Consider the following 25,065-nt stretch of genomic DNA (forward strand, 5'->3'; position numbering starts at 1 on the left):
GCGCGCGATCTGACGCGTGCTCGCTCCAGGGCCGGGACATCAGCGGCTCTCCATCCAGCTCCCGCAACGAAAACGCCGATCATGACGCTTCATTCCACGATCGATCCATCGTCCTCCGATTTTGCGCGCAATGCCGACGCGATGCGCGCGCTCGTCGCCGACCTGCGCGGCCGGCTGGCCCAGGTCGCCGAAGGCGGCGGCGAGGCCTCGTGCAAGCGGCATCTGGCGCGCGGCAAGATGCTGGCGCGCCAACGCGTCGACCTGCTGCTAGATCCCGGTACGGCGTTCCTGGAGTTGTCGCCGCTGGCGGCCCACGGGCTCTATGGTGGCGATGTGCACTCGGCAAGCATCGTCACGGGGATCGGACGTATCGCCGGGCGCGAATGCGTCGTGGTTGCCAACGATGCCACCATCAAGGGCGGCACCTACTACCCGATGACGGTGAAGAAGCATCTGCGCGCCCAGGACATCGCGCGGCAGAACAATCTGCCCTGTGTCTACATGGTCGATTCCGGCGGTGCGTTCCTGCCGCTGCAGGACGAGATCTTTCCCGACGAGCGGCATTTCGGCCGCATCTTCTACAACCAGGCGCAGATGTCGGCGGTAGGCATTCCGCAGATCGCCATCGTGATGGGCTCGTGCACCGCCGGGGGCGCCTATGTCCCGGCGATGTCGGATGAGAGCATCATCGTGCGCAATCAGGGCACGATCTTTCTCGGCGGGCCGCCGCTGGTGAAGGCCGCGACCGGCGAGGTGGTGAGCGCCGAAGAGCTCGGCGGCGCCGACGTGCACTCGCGCCAGTCCGGTGTGACCGATCACTACGCGCAGAACGACGCCCATGCGATCGGAATCGCGCGGCGCATCGTCGGCACCCTGAAACCACCGGGCGCGCGCAACCTGCTCAACATGCACGAGGTGCGTGAGCCGCGTTATGCCGCAGAGGAGATCTATGGCGTCGTGCCGGTCGACGGTCGCAAGCCGTTCGACGTGCGCGACATCATCGCGCGGGTCGTCGATGGCTCCGAGTTCGACGAGTTCAAGAAGCTCTACGGCCAGACGCTGGTCTGCGGCTTCGCGCATATCTGGGGCTATCCGGTCGGCATCATCGCCAACAACGGCATCCTGTTCAGCGAGAGCTCGCTGAAGGGTGCGCACTTCATCGAGCTGTGCTGCCAGCGCAACATTCCCCTGGTGTTCCTGCAGAACATCACCGGCTTCATGGTCGGCAAGAAATACGAGGCCGGCGGCATCGCGCGCGATGGCGCCAAGCTGGTGACGGCAGTCGCGACCGCCTCGGTGCCGAAATTCACGGTCGTGATCGGCGGCTCCTATGGTGCCGGCAATTACGGCATGTGCGGCCGGGCCTATGCGCCGCGCTTCCTCTGGATGTGGCCGAATGCGCGCATCTCGGTCATGGGCGGCGAGCAGGCGGCCATGGTGCTGAGCCAGGTGCGTCGCGACGGCATCGAGGCCAAGGGCGAGAGCTGGCCGGCCGAGGACGAAGAAAAATTTCGTGCGCCCATCCGCGCCCAGTACGAGGCCCAGGGCAATCCGTACTACGCGACGGCCCGGTTGTGGGATGACGGCGTGATCGATCCGGCCGATACCCGCCTGGTGCTCGGGCTCGGACTGTCCGCCGCCGCCAATGCCCCGGTCGAGCCGACCAAATTCGGCCTGTTCAGGATGTGATCATGGTTCGTCCCGGATTGTATCGTCGCTTCCGCAAGCTCCTGGTCGCCAACCGCGGCGAGATCGCTGTGCGCGTCATCCGCACCGCGCAAGCGATGGGATTGAAGACCGTCGCGGTCTACTCCGAGGCTGATAGCAACGCGCTGCATGTCGCGCTCGCCGACGAGGCGGTGCTGCTCGGCCCCGCACGCGCCCGCGACTCCTATCTCAACATCGAGCGGCTGCTCGAAGCCGCGAGGCAGACCGGGGCCGAGGCCGTTCATCCCGGCTACGGTTTCCTGTCCGAGAGCGCCGAGTTCGCGCAGGCCTGCCTCGATGCGGGGCTGGTCTTCGTCGGCCCGACAGCGGCGATGATCACCGCAATGGGCTCGAAGTCCGGCTCCAAATTCCTGATGGAGCAGGCCGGGGTGCCGCTGGTGCCGGGCTATCACGGCGAGGCGCAGGACGAGGCGACGCTGGCTCACGAGGCCGCCCGGATCGGTTTTCCCGTCCTGATCAAGGCCTCCGCCGGCGGCGGCGGCCGCGGCATACGCGTCGTCCATGCCGCCGGCGAGCTCATCGGCGCCATCACCAGCGCCAAGCGCGAGGCCAAGGCCGCCTTCGGCGACGATCGCGTGCTGATCGAGAAGTACGTCGAGAACCCGCGCCACATCGAGGTGCAGATCGTCGGCGACAGCCACGGCAATCTGGTTTCGCTGTTCGAGCGCGAATGCACCTTGCAGCGCCGCCATCAGAAGGTGATCGAGGAAGCACCGTCGCCAACGCTCACGCCCGCCCAGCGAGAGATGGTCTGCGCTGCGGCGCGCCGCGCGGCAGGCGCAGTCGACTATGTCGGCGCCGGAACCATCGAGTTCGTCTCCGATGGCCGCGAGGTGTTCTTCATCGAGATGAACACGCGCCTGCAGGTCGAGCATCCCGTCACCGAGCTGATCACGGGCGTCGATCTGGTGGAATGGCAGCTGCGGGTCGCCTTTGGTGAAGAGCTGCCGCTGAAGCAGGAACAGATCCGGCTCAACGGCCACGCGATCGAGGCGCGTGTCTACGCGGAAAACCCCGCCAGGAACTTCATGCCATCGGTCGGGACCATCAAGACCTGGCGGCTGCCCGCGGAGACCGGGGGCCTGCGCATCGATGCCGGCTATCGCGAGGGCGATGCCGTCTCGCCCTATTATGACGCCATGCTGGCCAAGATGATTGCCTGGGCCCCCACGCGCGAGGTCGCGATCGAGCGGCTCAACCGCGGCCTGGAGGACAGCGATGTCCGCGGCATCGTCAGCAACATTCCGTTCTTGTCGGCGCTGCTGACGCATCCTGATGTCACGGCGAATGCCATCGATACCGGCTTCATCGAGCGCGAGCTGCCGAAACTGACCGAGGTCGCTGCTGGCGCCTCCGATCTCGAATTGTGCGCGGCGGTTGCGGCCATTCTCATCGACGAGCGGAAGACGGCCGCCATGGAGCAGGGATCGCCGTGGCGATCGTCAGGCTGGATGCCGGTGGGCTTGCGGCAACGCGTGTTCTCGTTCCGCCGGGGACACGGGAGCGGGACGCAGACGGTCACACTGTCCTATGGTCCGGGCGTGCAGACCTTGTCTGTCGAGGGCCGCGTGACGTCGTTCTCGGCCGTTCCGACCGCCGATGGCGGCTTCGACCTTGTGCGCGATGGCGTCAAATCCCATGTCGTTGCCGTCATCGAGGGCCATGAGTTCTATCTCAGGACCCGCAACGGCCGTTTCGATCTTCACTGGATCGATCCGTTCGGCGGTGACGACGAGGAGCAGGCCGGCGAGGACAAGATCGTTGCGCCGCTGCCGGGGACCGTGGTGGCACTGCTCGCACAGGAAGGTGCCGTCCTGGAGAAGGGCGCAGCGATCCTGACGCTCGAAGTGATGAAGATGGAGCAGACCCTGCGGGCGCCGTTCGCAGGCCGGCTCAAGGCGATCAAGTGCAAGGTCGGCGACATCGTGCAGGAAGGCGTCGAACTGGCGGAAGTCGAACCGTCCGCCTGACCCTCGAACGGAAGAGATCAGCATGAGCGATAGCGTGCGCATCATCGAAATGGGCCCGCGCGACGGCCTGCAGAACGAGAAGGCGCTGGTCAGCGTCGCCGATCGCATCGCGTTCGTCCGCGCGCTGGTGGACGCCGGGCTGACCACGGTCGAGGTCGGCGCGTTCGTGTCGCCCAAGGCGATCCCGCAGATGGTGGGGTCGGACGAGGTCATGCGCAGCGTGGCCGCGCTTCCCGGCGAATTTCACGTCCTGGTCCCCAACGTGAAGGGCTATGAGGCCGCGCACGCCGCCGGCGCCAAGGTCATCTCGGTGTTCACGGCGGCTTCGGAGAGTTTCTCGCGCGCCAACATCAACTGTTCGATCGAAGAATCGCTCGAGCGTTTCAAGCCGGTCGTTGCCCACGCCAAGACTGACGGCATCCGGGTGCGCGGCTATGTCTCCTGCGCGCTCGGCTGTCCCTATGAGGGTGAGATCAGGCCACAGGCCGTGGCTCATGTAGCGAAGGCCCTGTGGGACCTCGGTTGCTATGAGATTTCGCTCGGCGACACGATCGGCGTCGGCACCCCGCTCAAGGCCAAGCACATGCTGCGCGCGGTCGCCGGAGACGTGCCGGCTGCGCATCTTGCGATGCATTTCCACGACACCTACGGCCAGGCTCTGGCCAACCTCTATGCAGGGATCGAGGAGGGGGTGCGGGTCATCGATACCGCGGCCGGCGGTCTCGGCGGCTGTCCCTTTGCACCGGGCGCAACGGGCAATGTGGCGACCGAGGACGTCGTCTACATGCTCGAGGGCATGGGCATCAGGACCGGCGTCGACATGACGAAGCTGTTGGCCGCCACCAACGAGATGAGTCGGCTGCTCGGCCGTCCGCCGGTCAGCCGCGTCGCCGCCGCGCTGAATGCGAGAGCTAAGAGGGCGAATGGTGAGTAGCGAGTGGATCAATCCTCCATTCGCGACTCCCTATTCACCGTTCGCTTTTCTTCAGCGGCTCAGATCCGGGCCCATCACGACATCCGGCAGGTAGGTTGAGATCTGCGGCACGAAGCAGAGCAGCAGCACCGCGGCCATCATCAGCAGCACGAAGGGCAGGGTGCCCCAGATCACGTCGCGCAGGGGAATGTCCGGCGCGACGTTCCTGATGACGAAGATGTTCAGGCCGACCGGCGGGTGGATCAGGCCCATCTCCATCACGATCGTCATCACCACGCCGAACCAGATGATGTCGAAATTCGCGGCCCGCAGCGGCGGCAGGATGATCGGCGCGGTCATCAGAATGATCGAGACCGGCGGCAGGAAGAAGCCGAGCATGACGACCATGAGCAGGATCGCGGCCAGCAGTTCCCAGCGCGGCAGATGCATCGCCACGATGGATTCCGCCACTGACTGCGAGATGTGCAGGTAGCTCATCACGTACGAGTAGAGGAGCGACATGCCGATGATCAGCATCAGCATGGTCGATTCCCGCACTGTCGCCTTCATGATCGGCGCCAGATCGGTCGGGCGCCATACGCCATAAATCAGCGCGATCAGGACGAGCGCGAGAATGCCGCCCAGACCTGCAGTCTCCGACGGCGTGGCCAACCCGCCATAGAGCGCCACCATGACGCCGGTCAGGAGCAACACGAACGGAATCACGCGCGGCAGCACGGAAAAGCGCTGGGCCATCGTGTATTCGTCCTTGGTCAGGATGTCCGACCAGGTGCCCGCCTTCTCATACGCGGTCTTTGCGCTGGCATATTCGTGCCGGAAGCGCACGACCGCATAGGCGCCAAACAGCGTGACCAGCAGCAGTCCAGGACCAATCCCGGCCAGGAACAACCGGCCGAGCGACTTCTCCGCGGCGACCGCGAACAGGATCATCGTGATCGAGGGCGGAAGCAGAATCCCAAGCGTGCCGCCGGCCGCGATGATTCCGGCAGCGAAGCCGCCGGAATAGCCGCGCTTGCGCATCTCCGGGATGCCGGCCGAGCCGATCGCCGAACAGGTGGCGGGGGACGATCCTGCCATCGCTGCGAACAGCGCGCAGGCAAACACGTTGGCCACGCCGAGGCCGCCGGGCACGCGGTGCAGCCAGGCATGAAGCGCGGAATAGAGGTCCTGGCCGGCACGGGAGCGGCCGATCGCAGCGCCCTTGAGGATGAACAGAGGAATCGAAAGCAGCGTGATCGACGCCATTTCCTCGTAGACGTTCTGCGTCACCGTATCGAGCGACGCAGTCGGCATGTAGATGGCCATGAACACGACCGCGACCGCGCCAAGCGCGAATGCGATCGGCATGCCCGCGAACATCGCAAACAGGGTCGCAAGTCCGTAGGAAAGCCCAATTCCGAAGACACTCATCGACGCGCTCCGGTCAACGGTGTCACGATCTGCAGCAGCATCTGCAGGCAGAGCAGGGTCATGCCGGCAGCCATCAGGCCGTAGGGAATGGCGAGCGGCGGCGACCACATCGAGTTCGAGACCTGGCCATCTTCCCACGCCTCGTGCGTGAGGGTCCAGGATTTCCAGGTGAAGAACGCGCAGAACAGGAAGCTCGCGACGTCGACCAGCCAGAGCCGGATACGGTTCGCCAGCGGCGACATCAGACCGACGAAGGCCTCGATGCTGACATGGCCGCGATTTTCCTGGACGTAGGCGGCCGTCATGAATGTTGCGCCAACCAGGAGGAAGACGGCGGCCTCGTCCTGCCAGTAGTTGGCGGCCTTGAACAGCGCGCGACCCGCCACGCTGTAGCTCAGGATGATGCAGGCCGCGACCAATGCGATCGCGGCCAGAACGACGATGATGCGATTGAGCAGCGAGACGACACGCTGAAGCGGCGCCAGCAGTCCGCCGGCGCCGGTGGTGGGCGCGGGCTCGCTATCGGAGACGGGAGCGTGCATCAATCAGGCCGCGACGTCGGAAGCGAGCTTCAACAGTTTGGCGGCGTTGGCAGTCTTGCCGCCGTAATCCTTCCAGGCGGTATCGCGGGCGATGTCGCGCCATTTGCCCACGGTCTCGACGTCGAGTTCGCTGACCTTCGCGCCGGCCTTCTCATACACCTTGGCGACCTCGACGTCGTCGTCCTGCGCGCCCTTGCGTCCGAATGCCTCGAGCTCGCTGCCGACGGCCAGGATGATGTCCTGCTGGTTCTTCGGCAGCTTGTCGAAGGTTGCCTTGGACATCATCAGCGGCTCGAGCATGAACCAGTAGGACGCCTTGGCGCCGGAGGTCAGGGCCTTCGAAACCTCCTCCAGGCGGAACGAGATCAGGCTGGTCGACGAGGTGATGCCGGCGTCGCAGGCGCCGGTCTGCATCGCGGTGTAGATCTCGTTCGACGGCACGGACAGCACGGACGCGCCGGCGGTCTGCAGCACCATGTCCATCTCGCGCGAGCCGCCGCGCACCTTCATGCCCTTGGCATCGTCGGGAGTGACCAGCGGACGCGACCGGCTGGCGACCCCGCCCGCCTGCCAGACCCAGGTCAGCAGAATGATGCCCTTGTCGGCGAGGAAGTCGCTGAGCGCCTTGCCAACCGGCTCGTTCTTCCAGCGCATGCCCTGGTCGTAGGTCGTCACCAGCCCCGGCATCAGGGCGATGTTGGTCTCGGGAACCTCGCCGCCGGCATAGGGCATCGGATAGAGGCTGATGTCCAGCGCACCCTTCCGCATCGCGGAGAATTGCGCGACGGTCTTGATCAGCGACGAATTCGGATAGATCTCGGCCGCGATTTCGCCGCCCGAACGCTTCGACACCTCTTCGGCGAACACCCGGCACAGCCGGTCGCGGAAGTCACCCTTGTCGATGGTGCCGCCGGGAAACTGGTGCGAGATCTTCAGCGTGGTTGCAGCCTGGGCCGTACCGGTTCCGAGACGCAGAATGGCCGGCGCGGCGAGAGCGGACGCGATGACGTGACGGCGTGAAAGCATGAGATATCCCCTGGACAACTTCTGATTGGGTTCCCGATCCGGTTCGTTGGCGCACTGGAGCCGGCTTGCTGGATTTACCTCTAGCTGAACAATACAGTTCGTTCGAGGTCAAATGCGCGGGAAGCGACATATTGCTGCGGCGCAAATGTCGGTCTGTGAATCCCTTGCGCAGGTTGTACTAACATGGGCTTGCCGGGCAAAATTGTGTCGGCCTTACCGATCACGGCGAAGCTCAAATCAAAATTGATCGATTAAAATATCCCGTTCGCCCGTAACAACAGCCTCCGTCAGAACGTCGAGACTGAGGAACGGCGTCTCATCGCCGTCCAACCCGGTCTCTGAAGGAGCGATCATCATGACCTATCGTAGCCGCCTCGTCCTCAGCCTCTCCGCCGCCGCACTCGCACTCAACATGGCCGCGGCGCCTGTCGCCTTCGCCGAAGACAAGATGGGCAAGGATGACGCGATGAAGAAGGATGCGATGTCACACGACGGTATGAAGAAGGACACGATGGCCAAGGACGGCATGAAGAATGACGCCATGTCCAAGGACGGGATGTCCAAGGACGGGATGAAGAAAGACGACGGCATGAAGAAGAACTGAGCCGATCCCATCAAGTTCGGGCGATGGGATCGGATCACCGCCCATCGCCCCGCTCTCGATTTGGTAAAGCCCTGCCGTTCAGCTCACGACCGACAGAGAGCGGGGCGCGGCCAACGCGCCCGCTCCGTCACTTCTTCTTGCCGCGCGCCTTGCGCGCGGCATAGCGCGCATCGCGCTTCGCCTTCTGCTCGGCTTCCTGCTCGGCGAGACGAGCGGTAAGTTCTTCCGCCTCGCGGGCGAGCCGCTCGGCCTCGCTCGCCTTCATCTCTTCCTCGAGCCGCTTCTGCTCGGCGCGGGCCGCCTCGCGCTCGAGACGCGCCTGCTCGCGGCGGGCCGCAGCAGCCTCGCGCTCCTGCCGTCGCTTCACGACTTCGGGATCATCCGGTCCCGGCTGCGAGCGGAATTTGTCCATTATGCTCCGGCGCGCCTGCTGCGCAGCCTTCTGCCGATCGGCAAATCCGGGTTCCTTGAATGATCTCATGGAGACGTCGTCACTTCACTACTTGGGGTTTGGTCAAGGCTGCACGCGCCGCCACGCAACTCTTCCACGATGTCGTGAACACGGGCAAAGGCCGGCGCGACGCCGTGTGTATAGGATCGCACGCGCAAATGACAAATGCTTTATCGTCACTCCTCCACATCCGCCGCCTTTGGCGCTTGCATGGCTGGCGCCGGACGCTATGTAAGCCTCCCCGTCGTGCTGGCGAAGGTCGGCCGGGTGTGAATTGCCTCACACCCCACGGGGACTGGCGTCCCCGTCCGGTGCGCCCTCCAGCGGAGTTTACCGGTATGACCTCTGTATTTCGCAGCCGCGGGCGCATGGTGCTCGTCCTCGCGCTTCTCGGTCTTGTGGTCAGCGCATTTGTGATGACTGCGGTCCTCGCCCGTCCTTCGGCGCCTCCGAGGGGCGCGCTGGGGGCGGAATGGGAATGCGGCCAGCTGTTCTGGGTCACGAGCTGCACGCGGATCGAAACGATCACGCCGGCATCGCGCCGTCAGCCCTATGGCGAAGCGGGTGGCTTGCGGCCGGTGTAGACGTGAGGCCCTATGAGCAAGCAGGATACAGGCAATGGGCGAGGGGGCGCGATCGCGGCTCTCGTCTTCGCGGCGGTCATGGTCGGGGTGGGCTTGTGGCTGGCCCATAGCCTCACATCGGCGAGCAGGATGCAGGATTGCCTGATGTCGGGTCGTACCAACTGCAATGTGATCGAGCCGGCGCGCTGAGCGCGGGCGACGCACCGGCCGGCTGGTGGCTGCGGCGGCGACAATTTTTTCGCTGATCCGGGCGGCGAATCAGGCCCTCTTTGCAATACCCTGGACACGGGTCGCGGACCCGCGCCGCAAAATTGTCGCGATTCTACCGGTTTGTCGGATAGAGCGTGGTGTGGCCGAATTGCCCGGCGCGTGGTCCGGCCGGATATCAGCGAGCCAAGGCCCTGCCCAGCGCAGCAACATTGCAGATGGCGGGCGAGCGAGGGGGTAGGCAAGAATGACGTTGTTCGATCAAACCAGATTGTGGCTGCCGGCGATGGCGGTCCTGACCTTGATCTCGCTGCCCGCCCAGGCGCAGGATCAGGCCGGCCCAGGAGCCGGCGGTCATCCGCCGCAGGGGCGTCCACCGGGCGTTGTTCGCCAGCCACAGGCTCCGGGTGGGCAGCCCGGTGGCCAGCCCCACGCGCTGGGCCCGCGCCAAGGCGGCCCCATGGTAGGCCAGCCGGGTGGAGCGCCGCCACGGGCCGCTATTGCGCCCCAGGGACGTCCGCCACAGCCCGTCGTTCAGGGGCGTCCGCCGGGACCAGGACCGGTAACCGCGGGCCGCGGCCCCGATGCGCGGTTCGCCCGCGGCGCCATCGGAATGCGCGATTATGGTGGACACGCTTATCGTGGCCGCGTCGGCTGGGAAGGCGGCCGCTGGCGTCACGAGGTCCATCACGGCCGGCCGGGCTGGTGGTGGGATGTCGGCGGCGTCTGGTATTATTATCCCGAGCCGATGGAGGGACCGCCGACCTACGTATCGGAGGATTACGCTGACGACGTAGTCTATGCGCCCGCCACAGCCTACGAGGCCGCGCCTCCGCCGGTTGCCTACGAACCGGCTCCGCCGCCGCCAGCTGATCCGGATCCCGGCGCCAGCGCTCTCGGCGGTGCCATCATCGGCGGGGTGTTGGGCGGTATCCTGACCGGCAAGGCTGGCGGTGCAGCCGCCGGCGCCGTGATCGGCGGCGCGACGGGTGCGATCGCAGGCGCGACCGCAGCGTCGCGGCCGGGCTATTATCTGTCGCAAGGCAATTGCTACTATCGCTATCCGTCCGGAGAGTACGTCGCGGTCGATCCACGATCCTGCTACTGATCCGACGCGCGCTGCCGAGATGCGTCATGGGGCACTCGGCGGCGGCGCAGAATGATCAGCAGCGGCGACCACGCACGGTCACGTCGTCGGCGGCGTTGGCGCCCACGCGGGGCCGCAAATGTCCGGGGCACGACTTGGAACGAATCCTGATACGCTCTGCTTCATTGCTCGTTTAAGGTTAGAGTTGAGAGGCCATGACCAAGGCGTCCAAGCTCGTTGCCGCCAAGGGCGGAAGGGTTCTCCTGGTTCGGCGCCGCATCGACGGACGCTGGATGTTTCCGGGCGGCCGCAAGCGATCCCAGGAAACCGCGAAGGATTGCCTCAAGCGCGAGATCAAGGAGGAGCTTCCAAAGCTGAAGCTCGGCCGTCTCCGGCTGTGGAAGGAAGTGACCGCCAAGAACAAGCGGTCTGGCCGCAAGATGAGCGACGCGATCTTCATCGCCAAATACGCCAAAGGGCGGCTGGAGATCGGAGACAAGAAGGAGATCGACCGCGCGGTCTGGCAAAAGCCTTACGGGCTTACTCTGACGCCGACCTCGCGCTATATCCGCGATCGGCTGTTTCCGCGCAAAGCCGACTAAAGTACCGGCAGCGACCGGCCTGGCGGGAACATCTGGCTGTCTCGGGCGTTGATGCGCCATGACGTACGACAGCACAGCCAGATCGCCTCGCGTCCTGACGCCGGAAGAGCGCAGGGCGCGTGACGCCACCCGCCGCGCCGACGCCGAACAGGCCATGCGTGAACATGAGCAGGCTCAGCGGGCCTTCAAAGCCAATCGAGAGCGCCTCAGGGCCGAGCGGCTGGCGCGGGAGTCTGCCGAGAAGCGCGGCTGAAGCCGGCCGGGTCAGCCCGGCGGACGCGCCCGGAATGCGTTGGCCATCCGCAGGAACGCCTGGTCGAGCAACGCATGCATGTCGCCCGTGATGTCGCAATCGAACATCGCGCGCCGCATGCACATCATCCATTCATCGCGTTCGGCATCGCCGATCGGATAGGGACGGTGAGCGGACATGATGCAGCGATGTTCGGGCCGCTCGAAATAGAGAGCAGGGCCGCCGAGCCAGCCGCTGAGGAATTCGAACAGCAGTTGCTTGATCGGAGCGAGGTCGGCGCCATGCATGGCACGGATCCGGCTCGCGCCGGGCTCCTCGTCCATGATCGCATAGAAGCGCTCGGCGAGATGCCTCACCCCTGTTTCGCCGCCGATGAGCTCGTAAGGCGTGGCCTCGATGATCGTTGCTTCGCTGGCTGAATTGGCTGCCGTCATTGCATCTCGTTTCCACTCGCCCCCACGCAACCAACAAGGGGCAGGCGGGGAACGCCTTGATCTGAATCAAAGAGGAAACATCGATGCACGCCCTGCGGCATTCGCCGCCGGCGTAAAGACGCCCTGTCCGGTCGCGTTAGCGGATGCTGGCCTTGACGAGGCGCTGGCGGTCGGTGTCGGCGGCGATCTGGCGCAGGGTCTGGCGCAACAGCGCGAGATCGACAGGCTTGGAGAACGGCGGGTGGACGTTGAGGCCGAGGATCTTGCCGGCACGGACCGTGACGTCGCGGGTGTGATCGTCCGAGCCGCTGATGATGAGGACCGGCGTGCGCGATCTCATATCCGCCAGGAGCTGCAGCACTTCCGTGCCGGAGCGCTCGCCGAGGTTCAGATCCAGCGTGATGCACTCGAAGTTGCGCCGGCGCAGCACGTTGATCGCGCCGTCCACCGAGTTCACGCCGGTCGTCGCAAAGCCCGCCTGCACGGCGATCTTGCGCAGGATCGACAGATGAACGTCGGCATCTTCGATCACGAGAAGTTCGTTCAGCATGGTCCCCGCGCGTCCTTGTGTCGGCTTCTGATGGACCCCAACAGCTTAAGAGCTGGTGTCTGAGTTGAGCGTAAATTCTTGGTCCCGTAGAATTACCGACGTATCTGCACGCTGTCGTGCGCGTGCGAGAAGATGCAGGTCTTCAGCGGCGCTGATCTTGGGGAGAGCTCACATGCGCGCGCGGCTCTCCCTACCTAGCCACCAGGCCGTTCACGACGGGCGCGATGGTCTGAATCTCGTTGGGTGAGGATGCCGCCCGTATAGCCCGAGGGCAGGCGGCGGATGTCGTCGGCCGAGTCCAGGCCCGATGAGAAGTCGCCGCCATGGTAGGGGCCGATGGCGAAGACCGCGCTGCCCGCTGCATTCATGCGCCCCAGGAAGCGGCCGGGCCAACCCCAGAGCCAGGGCGCGACGTTGACCGGCACGAAGACGAGGCTGCCGCGACATGCCGACGGCACGCGACCGCTCCAGCCAATGACGACGTAGGACACGAGGCACGATCTGAGACTGCTGCGGGACATCGCGCGGACGGCCGGCATCTCGGCGCGGAAGGTCGCGATCGGCGCATCGCCGCCATAGACCATCAGCCGATCGATCTCGCCGATCGGTCGGTTCGTCAGCGCCGATGCGAGCAGGTGGCCTTCGTTCGGATCATTGCTCTTGATGTTGATGAGAAACCGCTGCTTCGGAAAGGCCGCAAGGACCTCGTTCAATGACGGCATGAGTCCGACGCCCTTGCCGCGGAATGGGAACGTCCGACTGTCGTCGGCCGTGTAGCCGTAGCCGATGTCGAGCGCCTTCAGCTCGGGCATCGCGCGCTCCCGGGTCACGCCGCGGCCATCCGTGCGACAATCCAGCGTCCAGTCGTGGAACACGGCGAACTGCCCGTCCGTCGTCGGATGCACGTCGAACTCGACAATGTCCGCGCCTGCGGCGAAGCTCGTCTGCATCGAGGCGATCGTGTTCTCGAGATAGGCGTGCGTCGGCGGCCGCATGCGGCGCGCGGTACAGGTCTCGTTGGTCAGGTTCGTCCGATCGAAATCCTGCGACAGGCCGCGATGTGCAAGCAGCACGGGGCGCCTGGGCACCGCTGCGACGAACAGATTCGAGTTGTTGACGAAAATGAGCCCGACGCCGCATGCCGCCAACGCGAGCAGACCAGACAGCTTCCGCGACGTCGGCAATCTGCGGTTCCTAGCTGCGCTCGTGAGGTCCGCGGCCGATGCTCGTCGGACACGGCGCTTCGGCCGGGTGCGGCCGCTGTCGTGTCGTGCGGGAAGCCAGTCGCTGCCGACCGGGAGCCGATCAGATCACAGCAGCCGGCGGCTTGGCATGGCGTCGGAGGACGCCGGCAGGTTCGTGATCGATTTCGGCGGGACGGGGGCCGATCGGCGGCCCGATCCGCGCCAGTGCTGGACGTTCAGGAGGATTCCCGCCAGGAGCAGCGGCGCGATGGCTGCCACTGCCATCAGCGGGGAGAGCGGCTTCGGGGTGATCATCTCCATCGCCATCTCGCAGACGAGCCAGACCGCCGCGGACACCAGCGAGAACTCCAGCGCAGGGACGCGCAGCCAGTACATGAGCCCGGTGATGACCGCGGCCGGCGCGATGATCGGGCCGATCATGTAGAAATTCAGTTCGGGTGGCGTCAGCGCGTCAAGAAGCATGGATGCCAGCAGCCATAGGCTGAAGAACATCACAGCGCCGTCGACGTATCTCATGGACCACCTCCGCCGCGACATTTTGGCGCAATCTTTGTCCGGTTTATGGCTGGTTCGTCAAGAGCGGCGACCTCCAAGGCCGGTTCGGAGCAGGTTTTTGCGGGTTTTCCGGCTTTCTGGCTGTGCCGTTTGCTGCCCTCAGGGGGGGCGCGCCGGCGCCGCGGCAGCGGCGCAGGCCGGGCGCCAAGTTGTGAAACGAGAGGCTCACGGTCATGGACCGGCCCTCACGCCGCCCACTCAGTGCGCGTTGCAGCCTGCCATCCATATCGTACTGCCGATCGTCAGACGATGAGCCGTCGCGCAGTGCGACGGCCAGGCGATGATGGCGGCGATGTTTCCGAGGACGAGAACGGCCAATATCGCGATGACGGCGCGTCGCTCGCTTCGCTTTGTTGATGACATCGAGAAGCCTCAGGATATGCCCGTTGGGGGGACGGTCGAGGCTGCACCGCGAGGGGGACCTCGCAGACCGGGTGCTGCAGCGCGCTCGAAGACACGCGGCAGACAGGGCGGTTTTGCGAAGGTTCGATTTCATCGTGTAAGGTGTTGTTGCGCCGGCGCAAGCCCGCTCCCTCATCGCTCCGCCAATGCGAGGCGCGCGCCGAGCAGCGCAAAGCCGCCGGCGAAAGCGCGGCGCAGCCAGACCATGACGCGGGGCCGGCTCACCACGCGGTCGCGCACGGCCGCAGCGAACAGCCCATAGAGCACGAACACCGCGAACGTCATCGCCATGAACGTGCCCGACAGCTCCAGCATGGTCGCCAGCGGGTGCACCTCGTCAGTTGCGATGAACTGCGGCAGGAAGGCGAGGAAGAAGATCGACAGCTTCGGATTGAGGATGTTGATCAGGAAGCCCGTCAGCACCACACGCCCGGCCGAGCGCGCGTCAGTGCGGCCCTCGACCGACAGCGCGCCGCGCTCGCCCAGCGTCTGCCAGGCCATGTAGAGCAGATAGGCGACGCCGCAATATTTCAGCGCGGCAAAGGCCAGCGCGCTGGTGTGCATCACGGCGGCGAGCCCGACGATGGCAGCCAGCATCGCCGGGATGATCCCGAGCGTGCAGCCGAAGGCGGCGGCGACGCTCATCCGCGATCCCCGCGTCAGCGCCACCGCCAGCGTGTAGAGCACGCCGGTACCCGGCGAGGCGACCACGATCAGCGAGGTCAGGAGGAAAGCTGCGGACATCGGCAGGCTCCTTGTTTCAATGCAGGCCCAGCATCGCCCATTCTCAATCCGCTGAAAACCCGAACGGAACGGCCGACGTCCTGAAATCGTCGGGCAGGATCTCGCGCCCGATCGGCGGTGCCGAGCGTGCCGCGCATTTCGGACGATGACAGACCCGGCAGGCGACGCCGATCGGGGTCGGCTCGTTGGCATCAGGGCCGTGGCCGTCGCGGGTGTAGATCAATTGCCCGGCATGCTCGGCGGCGCAGCCGACCGCGATCGCGCGTTCGACCCGGACGGCGCCGTAGGAGCCGCCGCCGGCGGTCACGGTGCGGGCGATCGAGAAGAAGCGCTGGCCGTCCGGCAGCTCGAGCCATTGCGTGACGATCTGGCGCGGCGTCTTGAAGACATCGTGCACCGACCACAGCGGGCAGGCGCCGCCGTGGCGTGCGAACGGGAAGCCGGCGCCGTCGAGCAGTTTCGAGATGTTGCCGGCGGGATCGACGCGGATCAGAAAGAACGGGATCTTCTCGGCACCCGGCTTCTGCAGGGTGGTGACGCGGTGTGCGGTCTGCTCGAAGCTGGTGCCGAACTGCCGCGCCAACGCCTCCAGATCATATTGCCTCGTGTCGACGGCCTTCGCGAAGATCGAATAGGGCATGATGATCGCGGCCGCCGCGTAAGCCGCGAGCGCCCGGCGCGCCAGCAACTCGGCGGTCTTGCTGGCGAACTTGCCGTCTTCCAGAGCGGCGCCGATCTCGGTGTCCAGCTCGAGATAGGCGAGCTGCCGGGCGAGCTCGAATTTGAGGCTCGCACTGTCCAGCGAGTCCTCGATCAGGAGCTGGCGGCGGTGCAGGTCGAGCCGCCGGAGCGAGCCGAGCATGACGTTCGGCGGCATGTAGCGGACCTGAAGGTTGTGGCGAACGCGAAACCGCTCGATGAAGCCGGCCGGCCCCGCCGAGACCTGGGGAGACCCTGCTGACGATCCCTGAAACATGGCCTGGGCCAGCCGCTCGGCGGCATCGTCGAGATTGGCGAAGTTGTTGCGGCGCGCGGCCAGGAAGCGCCTGACGTCGGCGACGGGGTCGTTGGCGTCGATCGTCTCCTGGCCCGGACGCGGCGTGCTGCCTGAGATCGCCGGCGCGCGCTGCTCGGCCAGCGCCAGCTGCTCCTCGCGATACGCCGTGTAGAGGCGCAGGAAGGCTTCGGTCATGCCGGGATAGCTGACGGCGAGGTCGCTGATCTCGAGCGCGGGGATGTCGATGTCAGAAAACATCGGGTCCTTCAGGATCGACTGCATCCGCGCGGTGTGGTCGGCGCCGCCGTCGCCGGCGAGGTCGGCGAGATCGATCTTGTAGGTCCGGGCGAGGCGCAGCAGCATGTCGGCCGTCACCGGCCGCTGGTTGCGCTCCAGCAGTGCGACGTAAGGCGCTGAGATTTCGAGGTCGGCGGCCATGTCGGCCTGGGTCAGTCCCAGCTCGCGCCTGAGACGCCGCAGGCGCGGGCCCATGAAGATCGAGCGGGCGGTGGCGGTGGTCATGGCCGGTTCCCGGTTTTGTAATCTCCTTACAGCTATACACGAGAAGTTTGTAAAGTGTGACAAGTTTTCCGCGCAATGTCTGGTCCGCCCGCCGCGGGTGCTTACAACAGGTCCCAGGTTGTCTTCACCGAAGGGATCACGGACATGAACTTCCAACCGCGTGGACTCAGCGACCGGGCCATCCAGGGACCGTCGTCCTACCAGAACGAGATCGAGGCGGCGCGCGCGCTGCTCGAGACTCAGCCGACCTGGAACGGCGTGACCGCCGAGGCCGTGGCGCGCATGCGCCTGCAGAACCGCTTCCGGACCGGCCTGGACGTCGCCCGCTACACCGCCGCGCTGATGCGCGCCGACATGGCCGCCTATGACAACGATCCCACCAAGTACACCCAGTCGCTCGGCTGCTGGCACGGCTTCATCGCCCAGCAGAAGCTGATCTCGGTCAAGAAGCACTTCGGCACCACCGACCGCCGCTACCTCTATCTGTCCGGCTGGATGATCGCGGCGCTGCGCTCGGAGTTCGGTCCGCTGCCGGACCAGTCGATGCACGAGAAGACCTCCGTGCCCGCGCTGATCGAGGAGCTCTACACCTTCCTGCGTCAGGCCGACTCCCGCGAGCTGAGCAACACCTTCCGCAGCCTCGACGCAGCCCGCAAGGCCGGTGACAAGGCCAAGGAAAAGGAGCTGATCGAAAGCATCGACAACTTCCAGACCCACGTCGTCCCGGTCATCGCCGACATCGACGCCGGCTTCGGCAATGCCGAGGCGACCTATCTGCTCGCCAAGAAGATGATCGAGGCGGGCGCCTGCGCGCTGCAGATCGAGAACCAGGTCTCCGACGAGAAGCAGTGCGGCCATCAGGACGGCAAGGTCACCGTGCCGCATGAGGTGTTCCTGGCCAAGATCCGCGCCTGCCGCCACGCCTTCCTGGAGCTCGGCGTCGAGGACGGCATCATCGTCACCCGCACCGACTCGCTCGGCGCCGGCCTGACGCAGCAGATCGCCGTCAGCAGCAAGCCCGGCGATCTCGGCGACCAGTACAACAGCTTCCTGGACTGCGAGGAGATCACCCCGGAGACCGCCCGCAACGGCGACGTCATCATCAACCGCAACGGCAAGATGCTGCGTCCGAAGCGACTGCCGTCGAACCTCTACCAGTTCCGTCCCGGCACTGGTGAGGACCGCTGCGTGCTCGACAGCATCACCTCGCTGCAGAACGGCGCCGATCTGTTGTGGATCGAGACCGAGAAGCCGCACATCGAGCAGATCGCCAAGATGGTCGACCGCATCCGCGAGGTGATCCCGAACGCCAAGCTCGCCTACAACAACTCGCCGTCGTTCAACTGGACCCTCAACTTCCGTTGGCAGGTCTATGACGCGATGAAGGAGGCGGGCAAGGACGTCAGCAAGTACAACCGCGCCGAGCTGATGAAGGCGGAGTACGACGACACCCCGCTGGCGAAGGAAGCCGACGAGCGCATCCGCACCTTCCAGGCGGATTCGGCCAAGCGCGCCGGCATCTTCCATCATTTGATCACGCTGCCGACCTACCACACCGCCGCGCTGTCCACCGACAACCTCGCCCGCGAATATTTCGGCGAGCAGGGCATGCTGGGCTACGTCAAGAACGTCCAGCGCGCCGAGATCCGCCAGGGCATCGCCTGCGTCAGGCATCAGAACATGGCCGGCTCCGACATCGGCGACGACCACAAGGAATACTTTGCGGGCGAAGCCGCGCTGAAGGCGGGCGGCGCTCACAACACGATGAACCAGTTCGGCTGAGCCGGATCTGGTGAATTGCTGAACTGACAAGACCCGTCTGGGGCGGCATCGCTCCAGGCGGGTTTCTCTTTTGCTGGAAGGCTTGCTCAAGTCGTGGTGCGTCCGACCGCGTCCCGTTAGAACGCAGCGCAATCGCATCTGGCTGGCGCTTGAAGAAGCAGCGCGGCCTTCACCGTCCTTCGAGACGCCCGCCTGCGGCGAGCTCCTCAGGACGAGGACTACACTTGAGGCGCGATCAAAAACCCATATCGCGACTAAGACCCTCATGGTGAGGAGCGCCGCCCTTGCGGCGCGTCTCGAACCATGAGGCCCCAAGGTGAGCGCCTCGTCATGTTCTTAGTGCCGCAGAATGACGGGGAATTGGTCGGTCATTGGGACCCTGTGACAACGCCAGAGAAAACGCGAGTAGGGGGCGCGCTCGTTCATCGTCGCGACGCGTTTCGCGCCCGAGCTATTCAGTTCGTTTCGCCCCCAATCAAACAGAGGGCGCGGGGAATGCCGGGTGAGGGCCTCACCCATGGCCCGCCTGCAGAAGAAGTAGCAGGCGGCAGTCACCACAGGTTCAGCCGCATCATCCGGCATTCCCCGCGCGATGGTCTTCACGCTTATACGCGATCTCCCCGGTGTCCGGCTTGATAGCCACCGTCGCCCAAGGGGGTCATCATCCCCAAAGACTTGGCGCCAGCAACGGGGCGCCAGGACCACGCGATTTCACGTCCGCAAAGAGCCGTTCGTCCGCGCGCAAAGCACGCTGCGACCCACCTGCGGCCACCGCTCCCCGCACCCAACGTCCGTGACGATCGCGATCCGCCCCTCTCGAGGAGCACGGGATGAGGGAGTGAAACATGGAATTCGGAAAAATGGAAGCTTAATATTTTTCGCGAGGGGACTGGACAGGGGTGATCGTGTTGAGGCGGCAGGTGAAATGAGGTTTTCGGCGCACGCATCCCGGCACGTCACGCTGGAAAGCGTTGCGCCGTCGCGCCATGATCCGGTCTCTGCCCCATTCATGCCGGCCGGCCGCTGCAACCTCGGCGGGCGCCAAGCGTGCGGCCCGCGTCGCCGAACACGACTTAAACCCCTGGAGTGTAATGCCATGAGATCCCTCGTGCTGATCCCCCTGATCGCATGCCTCGCCGGCTGCGGGATGATCGACGCCGTTCAAAACGGACTTGCCTACAGCAGGGCCGTCGAAGCCGACCTCCTCGCCGAGACCGGCGTGCGGCCCGCGGTCGGCTTCAACTGGAACAACGGCACCCTGACATCCGTGATGGTGACCTTCCCCAAGCTCTATACAGCCAAGCCGCTGCCGGAGCTGTCGGAGAAGGTCCGGGCCGCGGTGATCAAGGAATTCAAACAGAGCCCGAAGCAGTTGGTGCTTGGATTTGCGGTGGCTGGGTGAGGGCTGTGGTGGTGGTGGGCGGGCCGGGCACGCAGCGACAATTTTATGCAGCGTCACCGTAATTCCTAATTGATACTGGGGGGACGACAGCGACTGTGTCCTGCCCGCAACGTAGTCGGTTTTTGATAGTCGCTCTATTCCCCCCGAGGTTGCGGCTATTGTTCGTCAAATCGGCCCCTGCTACCGCTAGTCAACGACAGTGGGATGCTGTGGGGGCTCAAATGAACTGTTTGCGTTGGCTTGCCACCTGGCTGGCCATCCTTGGAGGGGCGTGTCTTGGAGGGTGTGCTGCGCCGCTTGCGGTCAACAACGTGACCGACATCAGGTCGAGCACGGGCAGCCGAGGGATCGACATCTACGAGCCGAAGCGCCGAACCGACGCAAGCGTGCCCGAGTTCGCGGGTGACCAGCTTGTGGAAGTGCGGACTTTTCACAATCCCGGCCAGGGCGAGGTCGAGATGGCCGGGGCCGCTTGCTCACTGGAAGCCACCGGTTTCACCGCAACCATGACGAGCCCCGCAAAGGTACGCGTGCCGCTCTATCGCGGACAGTCGAGCACGCTTGCCGTGACCTGCCAGAAGCCTGGCTATCAGAAGCGGATGATCACGGTCGCGCCCTTTGATTCCACGCGCCAGGCTCGTCTGGCCAGCGGCGCCAATGGCGGGATCCTTGGTGCGGTGATCGTGGCAGGCATCGATGCCGCCGCCGACAACACGAAGAACGACTGGCGTTATCCCGTGGCGAAGGTCGTGCTGGAGGCCGATGCCCCGCGGTAGGGAAGGGACGGTTCTTTCGGACCGAAGCTGGCAAACGCAGCGGCTAAGGCAGGGGACGTTCGGACTTGGCCAAAACGCCGACCGTAGCGTGGGGACGCCCTGCGCTGCGGCAGTGACAAAGAGGCCGGGCGGACGCGCGATCGGTACTCAAAGTACTATCTGCTCTCTCAGGCACCTTTCATTATACGTATTGCTTCCGCATCACTGCCGATGACAATATCTCGTCGCCGCTTGTTGTATTCGCCACGCGTGATTTTACCGGCAAGGTACTCTTGTCGCAAAATGTCGGCCATTGCTCTTGCCTGCTCGATGTTCACAGCCAAAGCTTCACCGTTTTTGGCATTGTACTGACGATGCGCAGCGACGATCCTTGCGTTGAGATCATTAAGCTCAGTTTTCAATTTCTCGAAGACGGCCTTTTCAGCAGCCGTAATCCGCAATCGATCGTTCAGCTGTTCGGCAGTAGCCTCACGCCCGTCGCATGGCGCCCAAGAATAATATGGATAGTACTCTGGCTTCCGACAGAGCGCCCGATTATCATCATTGATCTGTTTGATGACGGCGGCATATTCAGGTGAGCTAACTTGCGCGTTGTCGACCAACGCCCAGCCGCCTGCTTCCATGCACGCGCCATACAGAACCTGGTTCGTTGTCATTCCACCAGATGCAGAGCCCCCATAGCGATTCACAACAGCGGTTGAATAGGGCTGCTGCCCCTGCTGAAGGCACTCGTATTTCGCTTGATTGAATTCCTCCGTTCCTGCACCCGGCTTAACCCATACCTTTTGGGCACTACATCCGGCTAGGACGACGACCAAAACGGCCATCATTGTGCAATTGCGAATAAACATGCATGCCCCCGAAAGAGCGACATTCAAACGCAACTTTGACGAGAGAGCAAGAAAAGTCTGTGAATCAAGGCGCTTATGTAGATTGTCGACATCGAGACCGCAGCAAGTGTGCTAACGAGCCTACATGCTTGCTCCCGAACTTCGGGGTTACGGTGCTGCAGTACATAAAATACGATGTGGACAAGGAGGGGTGCAGTCCTAGCACTGTCACCGTAATTCCATGTCTGATGAGTCATTGACGTCTTCATAGGACGGCCTCGAAGACTACCCTCCTCATCTTGCACTAGCTTTCATTGGTTCCGCCATCTAAGATTGTGGTCGGGCGGGGTGAGAGCCGTTGGCGAAAGAATCTAAGACCAAGAAGACCAGCATTCAGCTTTGGGAGGAAATGACGCCCCCTCAAAGGTGGCTTGCATATGCCGACGCCGCTGGTCGGATTCTCGGCAGAGCGGTTGCTGCGGGTGCGTTCCTCGCCACAGGAGCTCAGGTGTTCCATCTTGGTCCAGAATTCCTTGATCCCACTCGCGCCTCGGACATTTTCATGGCCTTAGCGGCCTACTATGGCGTGCCACTTCTGTGGAATGGTCGTTTTGGAAGAAGCAGATGACGGCCGCTGGAATGCCGGTCAATCTGGGCTCGAGGTCTTAAATGTCTGACGAAGACGCAAAACCGCCGGTGCCGACAGACGAGATGCTTGCTGCAATGCGCAGGACATTGGAGCAGTCAGAAGCCATCGCTCAGAAGGCTGTTGCCGCTGCCTACGCTGAAAGGGCTACACGGTCTCAAGCGTCCAATCGAGATGAACCGAGCTTTTTAGAAGCGCCCCCTGAAATCGCCCTGAAATACGACGTTCTTGGCCCGCCGCCTAACATTCAGAAAGTTGATCCAGACGATTCATCTGAACAAGAAAACACTGCGTTCCGGATCGCGGCGGCTATAGCTCTCGGCGGTGCGATCGCACTTTTGTTATACCTCTACGGATTCTCACCCGGCGTGGCAGGAACCATACATTTGGGCTTGGCTGCAGTGATAGGAATAGCTGCTCGAATGTTGGTTGAGCTTAGAGCTTAGCTTTTGCTCCATCCCCACTTCTAGCTAAGTTGGCCTGGAGTCCTCGTTCGCTGGACCACTCTTTACCACCAAGAGGGTGCGATTAGGTATTCAATCTGTCCATCGATTGGGCATGCACAACGGCACTGTCACTGCAATCCCCCAGCACGGTCACGAAACTACCAAGTGGCAAACGCTGGTGCCCCATAACAAGGTTCTAGCGTTTGCGTGGTGCAATCGCGAAAAAGGCAGTCGCTCGCAGGCTTAAGAAGGGTGGCGATGCGCGGTCGTAGCTCGCCAAGTCGAGTGAGACATGGCCGAGTGCCGGATTCCGCGCCTAACGGCTCTGATCCTTTACCGGAACTTTTTTGTCCGCCGTATGCGGGACTTTCGAAACAACCTTGTCGGCGGTGTAGTCCAGTTGGGCTTGGGCGACATAGTCCCCACGTCGAACAGATTCCATTGCAGCCGGCGAAACTTTGGCCGTGGCCTGGGCTGCTGCGGCGTAGCGAGCCATCACATCATTGGCCATGGTTAGTCTCCCTGTTGAGGTCGGCATGATAATAGTGTTTTCGTGACACCCACTTAAAGCCTTCGTGCTTTGTAATTGCTGCAACTTCTGTTGGACCACCTATGGTCTCGGCACGCAAACCGTATCGAGCGAACTTCGCTGAAGTTTCGACCGCAAACCTAGCAACATCAATTGCATCCTGAATCGGCATCGCCGGAATGATCCATCCAAGACCGACTTGGTTAATAAGTTCCAAATGAAGCGCTTCTGCGGCTTGGGCATTTGCGATCCCGTGCTGAATAAAGAAATCGCGGAGCTTACCGGTGGTACCCAAAACAAGCCGGTCCAAGGCTTCATTTTCTCCCGCCCAACGCAAGCCATAGTCCAATTCGCCTTGCACCTTGTACGGTGGGCCGCACTCGCCGCCGAGGATCATAAACTCCCAAATTTCTGAACTCGAAGACTGAGCCGAATAGCCGCAAACTCGATAACCCATAACAAAATTTGCGAGAGGTTCGGGATAAGCCTGCTTGTAGCAGGTCTCGTACAGAAACATCCTAGCCTTAGTTGCAACTTCCTCGACAGTGTATGCTTCGCGATTCAGCCAATACTCGCTATCCGCCTGATCCGACAGTTTCTTGCGAAGATCCTTCGTGAGAGTTTCAACCGATGCCGATCCGATACCGCCGCTCCCATAGACGAGTGCACCTATCGGCCAAACCTTCACTAAGTTGAAGATCTTATTGGCGTTGTTGTAGATTTTGATGGGGTGCCCTTCCGCATCGAAGAAACTCGCTGCGCTGTCGGCCGCTAGAACGATGCCATCGTTCACTTTGGCGGTGACCACAACCGTCACGATGCTCCCCCCGAGTATTTTCTACATCCGAACTATCGGAATTTGGGCAGAGTCGCAATGGAAGGGATTAGGTCGCGTGCTCGACTATCTCTGGATGCAACCAGCCATCAGTATCGAGTCCCCGATCTGCACCACCTCGCTGCCATCGCATCGTGCCGGCTACATGACCGCTAGGGCGAGGAAAGCGGCGACGAGCGCGACCGCGGCCGCGAGGAGGGCTTTTGCTCGGATTTTCGGCGGCATCACGAGCCCAGGATCGGCCGAGACGGCAGCGCCCAGGGCTGCGTTGCGAACAGTCATCATGCAAACGGACCGCGGCAATGCGCCTGAAGAAAAGCCTTGGCGGCTTGTGGAGATCGTAGCTAAGTATTTTGTTCCGTTGGTGAGCGCGCCGGGACTCGAACCCGGGACCCCATGATTAAAAGTCACGTGCTCTACCGGCTGAGCTACGCGCTCGCTCCCAAGGAAGCGATGTGACGGCTGGCCGTCACTGTCCGGATCGTCGGCAGGTGACCATCAGAACGCTTGCGGCGGGGCTGTGGTTCACTGCGGGCTGCGGGAACGGGGGGAAACCCCTGACCCGTGGGCTGCATGCTGTCGTGTGGGCTGTGTAGGGGGTGGGTTCGTTCCGGTCAATAGGGCGGGCGGGTGAAACCACAGGGGCGCGGGTTGGGGAGGTGGCGGGCGGGAGTTTGCCGCGCCGGGGGAGGCCTCGTGGTTCGAGACGCGCCGCCTGACGGCGGCGCTCCTCACCCATGAGGGTTGAAGGGTCGGCTCGCGGCAGGAGCCTGCGTCGTTGGGGTAAGGGCTCAGACCTCGCCGCAGATCGCTCGGGCCGCGCACGCCGTCCTCATCCTGAGGAGCCCGCCGGAGGCGGGCGTCTCGAAGGATGGCCGCGGGCGGGATGCTTGTCCAATGGCCGCGGGGGGACCGGCGAGCGGGGCTTTGACGGACGTCTTCGTCTCCGATGCCGACGTGGATGGCCGGGACAAGCCCGGCCATGACGGTGTGGGGGAGGCTGGCTCAAACG

At 63.7% G+C, this 25,065-nt stretch carries 26 protein-coding genes and 1 tRNA gene; 13 read left to right on the forward strand and 14 right to left on the reverse strand.

The window, feature by feature from the left end:
* The first annotated feature begins 81 nt into the window (after nucleotides 1–81).
* Genes LQG66_RS04620 through LQG66_RS04630 form a run of 3 tightly spaced genes read left to right on the forward strand, consistent with a single transcriptional unit; the run spans nucleotide 82 to nucleotide 4,632 of the window.
* Nucleotides 82–1,689 (forward strand): carboxyl transferase domain-containing protein, encoded by a 1,608-nt coding sequence (locus LQG66_RS04620; RefSeq protein WP_231323883.1) that lies wholly within the window; start codon nucleotides 82–84, stop codon nucleotides 1,687–1,689.
* A 2-nt stretch (nucleotides 1,690–1,691) separates the two neighbouring features.
* The gene (locus tag LQG66_RS04625; RefSeq protein WP_231323885.1) at nucleotides 1,692–3,698 is read left to right on the forward strand and encodes an acetyl/propionyl/methylcrotonyl-CoA carboxylase subunit alpha; all 2,007 of its coding nucleotides are present in this window, start codon (nucleotides 1,692–1,694) and stop codon (nucleotides 3,696–3,698) included.
* Nucleotides 3,699–3,720: 22 nt separating this feature from the next.
* Nucleotides 3,721–4,632 (forward strand): hydroxymethylglutaryl-CoA lyase, encoded by a 912-nt coding sequence (locus LQG66_RS04630; protein ID WP_231323887.1) that lies wholly within the window; start codon nucleotides 3,721–3,723, stop codon nucleotides 4,630–4,632.
* Nucleotides 4,633–4,683: 51 nt separating this feature from the next.
* Here LQG66_RS04630 and LQG66_RS04635 read toward each other — a convergent pair whose 3' ends face one another.
* The 3 genes from LQG66_RS04635 to LQG66_RS04645 are packed head-to-tail and all read right to left on the reverse strand — an operon-like array spanning nucleotide 4,684 to nucleotide 7,610.
* Nucleotides 4,684–6,042: a TRAP transporter large permease gene (locus tag LQG66_RS04635; protein ID WP_231323890.1), complete on the reverse strand. Its 1,359-nt coding sequence runs from the start codon at nucleotides 6,040–6,042 to the stop codon at nucleotides 4,684–4,686.
* Nucleotides 6,039–6,584 carry a TRAP transporter small permease gene (locus LQG66_RS04640; protein ID WP_231323892.1) on the reverse strand — a complete coding sequence of 182 codons (546 nt, stop codon included), beginning with the start codon at nucleotides 6,582–6,584 and terminating at the stop codon, nucleotides 6,039–6,041. Before LQG66_RS04640 ends, LQG66_RS04635 begins: the two co-directional genes overlap by 4 nt.
* A 3-nt stretch (nucleotides 6,585–6,587) precedes the next feature.
* Nucleotides 6,588–7,610 carry a TRAP transporter substrate-binding protein gene (locus tag LQG66_RS04645; RefSeq protein ID WP_231323894.1) on the reverse strand — a complete coding sequence of 341 codons (1,023 nt, stop codon included), beginning with the start codon at nucleotides 7,608–7,610 and terminating at the stop codon, nucleotides 6,588–6,590.
* A 355-nt stretch (nucleotides 7,611–7,965) separates the two neighbouring features.
* Here LQG66_RS04645 and LQG66_RS04650 point away from each other — a divergent pair, with 355 nt between their 5' ends.
* Nucleotides 7,966–8,214, forward strand: coding sequence for a pentapeptide MXKDX repeat protein (locus LQG66_RS04650; protein WP_231323896.1), 249 nt, complete (start codon nucleotides 7,966–7,968; stop codon nucleotides 8,212–8,214).
* A 127-nt stretch (nucleotides 8,215–8,341) separates the two neighbouring features.
* Here LQG66_RS04650 and LQG66_RS04655 read toward each other — a convergent pair whose 3' ends face one another.
* Nucleotides 8,342–8,695: a DUF6481 family protein gene (locus LQG66_RS04655; protein ID WP_231323898.1), complete on the reverse strand. Its 354-nt coding sequence runs from the start codon at nucleotides 8,693–8,695 to the stop codon at nucleotides 8,342–8,344.
* 308 nt (nucleotides 8,696–9,003) lie between these two features.
* On the opposite strand from LQG66_RS04655, the gene LQG66_RS04660 reads away from it, so the two are divergent.
* From LQG66_RS04660 to LQG66_RS04680, 5 genes are all read left to right on the forward strand, one after another.
* The gene (locus tag LQG66_RS04660; protein ID WP_231323900.1) at nucleotides 9,004–9,249 is read left to right on the forward strand and encodes a hypothetical protein; all 246 of its coding nucleotides are present in this window, start codon (nucleotides 9,004–9,006) and stop codon (nucleotides 9,247–9,249) included.
* 12 nt (nucleotides 9,250–9,261) lie between these two features.
* On the forward strand, nucleotides 9,262–9,438 hold the full coding sequence (locus tag LQG66_RS04665) for a hypothetical protein (RefSeq protein ID WP_231323902.1): 177 nt from the start codon (nucleotides 9,262–9,264) through the stop codon (nucleotides 9,436–9,438).
* A 265-nt stretch (nucleotides 9,439–9,703) separates the two neighbouring features.
* Nucleotides 9,704–10,564: a hypothetical protein gene (locus LQG66_RS04670; protein WP_231323904.1), complete on the forward strand. Its 861-nt coding sequence runs from the start codon at nucleotides 9,704–9,706 to the stop codon at nucleotides 10,562–10,564.
* A 194-nt stretch (nucleotides 10,565–10,758) separates the two neighbouring features.
* Nucleotides 10,759–11,145 (forward strand): NUDIX hydrolase, encoded by a 387-nt coding sequence (locus LQG66_RS04675; RefSeq protein WP_231323906.1) that lies wholly within the window; start codon nucleotides 10,759–10,761, stop codon nucleotides 11,143–11,145.
* Nucleotides 11,146–11,203: 58 nt separating this feature from the next.
* Complete coding sequence (locus LQG66_RS04680) at nucleotides 11,204–11,398, forward strand: hypothetical protein (RefSeq protein WP_231323908.1); 195 nt, start codon at nucleotides 11,204–11,206, stop codon at nucleotides 11,396–11,398.
* An 11-nt stretch (nucleotides 11,399–11,409) separates the two neighbouring features.
* On the opposite strand, the gene LQG66_RS04685 is transcribed toward LQG66_RS04680, so the two are convergent.
* From LQG66_RS04685 to LQG66_RS04710, 6 genes are all read right to left on the reverse strand, one after another.
* Complete coding sequence (locus tag LQG66_RS04685) at nucleotides 11,410–11,832, reverse strand: group II truncated hemoglobin (protein WP_231323911.1); 423 nt, start codon at nucleotides 11,830–11,832, stop codon at nucleotides 11,410–11,412.
* A 136-nt stretch (nucleotides 11,833–11,968) separates the two neighbouring features.
* On the reverse strand, nucleotides 11,969–12,382 hold the full coding sequence (locus LQG66_RS04690) for a response regulator (RefSeq protein WP_231323913.1): 414 nt from the start codon (nucleotides 12,380–12,382) through the stop codon (nucleotides 11,969–11,971).
* Nucleotides 12,383–12,576: 194 nt separating this feature from the next.
* Nucleotides 12,577–13,566 (reverse strand): glycerophosphodiester phosphodiesterase family protein, encoded by a 990-nt coding sequence (locus tag LQG66_RS04695; RefSeq protein ID WP_231323915.1) that lies wholly within the window; start codon nucleotides 13,564–13,566, stop codon nucleotides 12,577–12,579.
* Between the two features lie 126 nt (nucleotides 13,567–13,692).
* Nucleotides 13,693–14,103, reverse strand: coding sequence for a hypothetical protein (locus LQG66_RS04700; RefSeq protein ID WP_425601288.1), 411 nt, complete (start codon nucleotides 14,101–14,103; stop codon nucleotides 13,693–13,695).
* A 573-nt stretch (nucleotides 14,104–14,676) separates the two neighbouring features.
* Nucleotides 14,677–15,288 (reverse strand): LysE family translocator, encoded by a 612-nt coding sequence (locus tag LQG66_RS04705; protein ID WP_231323917.1) that lies wholly within the window; start codon nucleotides 15,286–15,288, stop codon nucleotides 14,677–14,679.
* A 43-nt stretch (nucleotides 15,289–15,331) separates the two neighbouring features.
* A complete protein-coding gene (locus LQG66_RS04710; RefSeq protein WP_231323920.1) occupies nucleotides 15,332–16,807 on the reverse strand; it encodes a helix-turn-helix domain-containing protein in 1,476 nt (491 codons plus the stop codon).
* Between the two features lie 144 nt (nucleotides 16,808–16,951).
* Here LQG66_RS04710 and LQG66_RS04715 point away from each other — a divergent pair, with 144 nt between their 5' ends.
* From LQG66_RS04715 to LQG66_RS04725, 3 genes are all read left to right on the forward strand, one after another.
* Complete coding sequence (locus LQG66_RS04715; protein ID WP_231323922.1) at nucleotides 16,952–18,589, forward strand: isocitrate lyase; 1,638 nt, start codon at nucleotides 16,952–16,954, stop codon at nucleotides 18,587–18,589.
* Between the two features lie 1,096 nt (nucleotides 18,590–19,685).
* Nucleotides 19,686–19,991 (forward strand): hypothetical protein, encoded by a 306-nt coding sequence (locus tag LQG66_RS04720; RefSeq protein ID WP_231323924.1) that lies wholly within the window; start codon nucleotides 19,686–19,688, stop codon nucleotides 19,989–19,991.
* 311 nt (nucleotides 19,992–20,302) lie between these two features.
* Nucleotides 20,303–20,767, forward strand: a complete 465-nt coding sequence (locus LQG66_RS04725) for a hypothetical protein (protein ID WP_231323926.1) — start codon at nucleotides 20,303–20,305, stop codon at nucleotides 20,765–20,767.
* Nucleotides 20,768–20,934: 167 nt separating this feature from the next.
* On the opposite strand, the gene LQG66_RS04730 is transcribed toward LQG66_RS04725, so the two are convergent.
* Nucleotides 20,935–21,618: a hypothetical protein gene (locus tag LQG66_RS04730; RefSeq protein ID WP_231323929.1), complete on the reverse strand. Its 684-nt coding sequence runs from the start codon at nucleotides 21,616–21,618 to the stop codon at nucleotides 20,935–20,937.
* Nucleotides 21,619–22,266: 648 nt separating this feature from the next.
* Here LQG66_RS04730 and LQG66_RS04735 point away from each other — a divergent pair.
* Nucleotides 22,267–22,689: a hypothetical protein gene (locus LQG66_RS04735; RefSeq protein ID WP_231323931.1), complete on the forward strand. Its 423-nt coding sequence runs from the start codon at nucleotides 22,267–22,269 to the stop codon at nucleotides 22,687–22,689.
* 316 nt (nucleotides 22,690–23,005) lie between these two features.
* Here the strand turns inward: LQG66_RS04735 and LQG66_RS04740 are convergent, their stop codons facing one another.
* The 3 genes from LQG66_RS04740 to LQG66_RS04750 form a co-directional block, all read right to left on the reverse strand.
* Nucleotides 23,006–23,200 carry a hypothetical protein gene (locus tag LQG66_RS04740; RefSeq protein ID WP_231323933.1) on the reverse strand — a complete coding sequence of 65 codons (195 nt, stop codon included), beginning with the start codon at nucleotides 23,198–23,200 and terminating at the stop codon, nucleotides 23,006–23,008.
* A complete protein-coding gene (locus LQG66_RS04745; RefSeq protein ID WP_231323935.1) occupies nucleotides 23,190–24,035 on the reverse strand; it encodes an Ntn hydrolase family protein in 846 nt (281 codons plus the stop codon). The genes LQG66_RS04740 and LQG66_RS04745 overlap by 11 nt, the downstream gene beginning before the upstream one ends.
* A gap of 380 nt (nucleotides 24,036–24,415) precedes the next feature.
* Nucleotides 24,416–24,491, reverse strand: a tRNA-Lys gene (locus LQG66_RS04750).
* Nucleotides 24,492–25,065: the final 574 nt, after the last annotated feature.

The sequence above is a fragment of the Bradyrhizobium ontarionense genome, from assembly GCF_021088345.1.
In the GTDB taxonomy this organism is placed as follows: domain Bacteria; phylum Pseudomonadota; class Alphaproteobacteria; order Rhizobiales; family Xanthobacteraceae; genus Bradyrhizobium; species Bradyrhizobium ontarionense.

What these genes read in the sequence shown, in the direction of transcription:
- LQG66_RS04620 (WP_231323883.1), top strand. Translation starts at nt 82, where the DNA reads ATGACGCTTCATTCCACGATCGATCCATCGTCCTCCGATTTTGCGCGC.
- LQG66_RS04625 (WP_231323885.1), top strand. Translation starts at nt 1,692, where the DNA reads ATGGTTCGTCCCGGATTGTATCGTCGCTTCCGCAAGCTCCTGGTCGCC.
- LQG66_RS04630 (WP_231323887.1), top strand. Translation starts at nt 3,721, where the DNA reads ATGAGCGATAGCGTGCGCATCATCGAAATGGGCCCGCGCGACGGCCTG.
- LQG66_RS04635 (WP_231323890.1), bottom strand. Translation starts at nt 6,042, where the DNA reads ATGAGTGTCTTCGGAATTGGGCTTTCCTACGGACTTGCGACCCTGTTT.
- LQG66_RS04640 (WP_231323892.1), bottom strand. Translation starts at nt 6,584, where the DNA reads ATGCACGCTCCCGTCTCCGATAGCGAGCCCGCGCCCACCACCGGCGCC.
- LQG66_RS04645 (WP_231323894.1), bottom strand. Translation starts at nt 7,610, where the DNA reads ATGCTTTCACGCCGTCACGTCATCGCGTCCGCTCTCGCCGCGCCGGCC.
- LQG66_RS04650 (WP_231323896.1), top strand. Translation starts at nt 7,966, where the DNA reads ATGACCTATCGTAGCCGCCTCGTCCTCAGCCTCTCCGCCGCCGCACTC.
- LQG66_RS04655 (WP_231323898.1), bottom strand. Translation starts at nt 8,695, where the DNA reads ATGAGATCATTCAAGGAACCCGGATTTGCCGATCGGCAGAAGGCTGCG.
- LQG66_RS04660 (WP_231323900.1), top strand. Translation starts at nt 9,004, where the DNA reads ATGACCTCTGTATTTCGCAGCCGCGGGCGCATGGTGCTCGTCCTCGCG.
- LQG66_RS04665 (WP_231323902.1), top strand. Translation starts at nt 9,262, where the DNA reads ATGAGCAAGCAGGATACAGGCAATGGGCGAGGGGGCGCGATCGCGGCT.
- LQG66_RS04670 (WP_231323904.1), top strand. Translation starts at nt 9,704, where the DNA reads ATGACGTTGTTCGATCAAACCAGATTGTGGCTGCCGGCGATGGCGGTC.
- LQG66_RS04675 (WP_231323906.1), top strand. Translation starts at nt 10,759, where the DNA reads ATGACCAAGGCGTCCAAGCTCGTTGCCGCCAAGGGCGGAAGGGTTCTC.
- LQG66_RS04680 (WP_231323908.1), top strand. Translation starts at nt 11,204, where the DNA reads ATGACGTACGACAGCACAGCCAGATCGCCTCGCGTCCTGACGCCGGAA.
- LQG66_RS04685 (WP_231323911.1), bottom strand. Translation starts at nt 11,832, where the DNA reads ATGACGGCAGCCAATTCAGCCAGCGAAGCAACGATCATCGAGGCCACG.
- LQG66_RS04690 (WP_231323913.1), bottom strand. Translation starts at nt 12,382, where the DNA reads ATGCTGAACGAACTTCTCGTGATCGAAGATGCCGACGTTCATCTGTCG.
- LQG66_RS04700 (WP_425601288.1), bottom strand. Translation starts at nt 14,103, where the DNA reads ATGAGATACGTCGACGGCGCTGTGATGTTCTTCAGCCTATGGCTGCTG.
- LQG66_RS04705 (WP_231323917.1), bottom strand. Translation starts at nt 15,288, where the DNA reads ATGTCCGCAGCTTTCCTCCTGACCTCGCTGATCGTGGTCGCCTCGCCG.
- LQG66_RS04710 (WP_231323920.1), bottom strand. Translation starts at nt 16,807, where the DNA reads ATGACCACCGCCACCGCCCGCTCGATCTTCATGGGCCCGCGCCTGCGG.
- LQG66_RS04715 (WP_231323922.1), top strand. Translation starts at nt 16,952, where the DNA reads ATGAACTTCCAACCGCGTGGACTCAGCGACCGGGCCATCCAGGGACCG.
- LQG66_RS04720 (WP_231323924.1), top strand. Translation starts at nt 19,686, where the DNA reads ATGAGATCCCTCGTGCTGATCCCCCTGATCGCATGCCTCGCCGGCTGC.
- LQG66_RS04730 (WP_231323929.1), bottom strand. Translation starts at nt 21,618, where the DNA reads ATGTTTATTCGCAATTGCACAATGATGGCCGTTTTGGTCGTCGTCCTA.
- LQG66_RS04735 (WP_231323931.1), top strand. Translation starts at nt 22,267, where the DNA reads ATGTCTGACGAAGACGCAAAACCGCCGGTGCCGACAGACGAGATGCTT.
- LQG66_RS04740 (WP_231323933.1), bottom strand. Translation starts at nt 23,200, where the DNA reads ATGGCCAATGATGTGATGGCTCGCTACGCCGCAGCAGCCCAGGCCACG.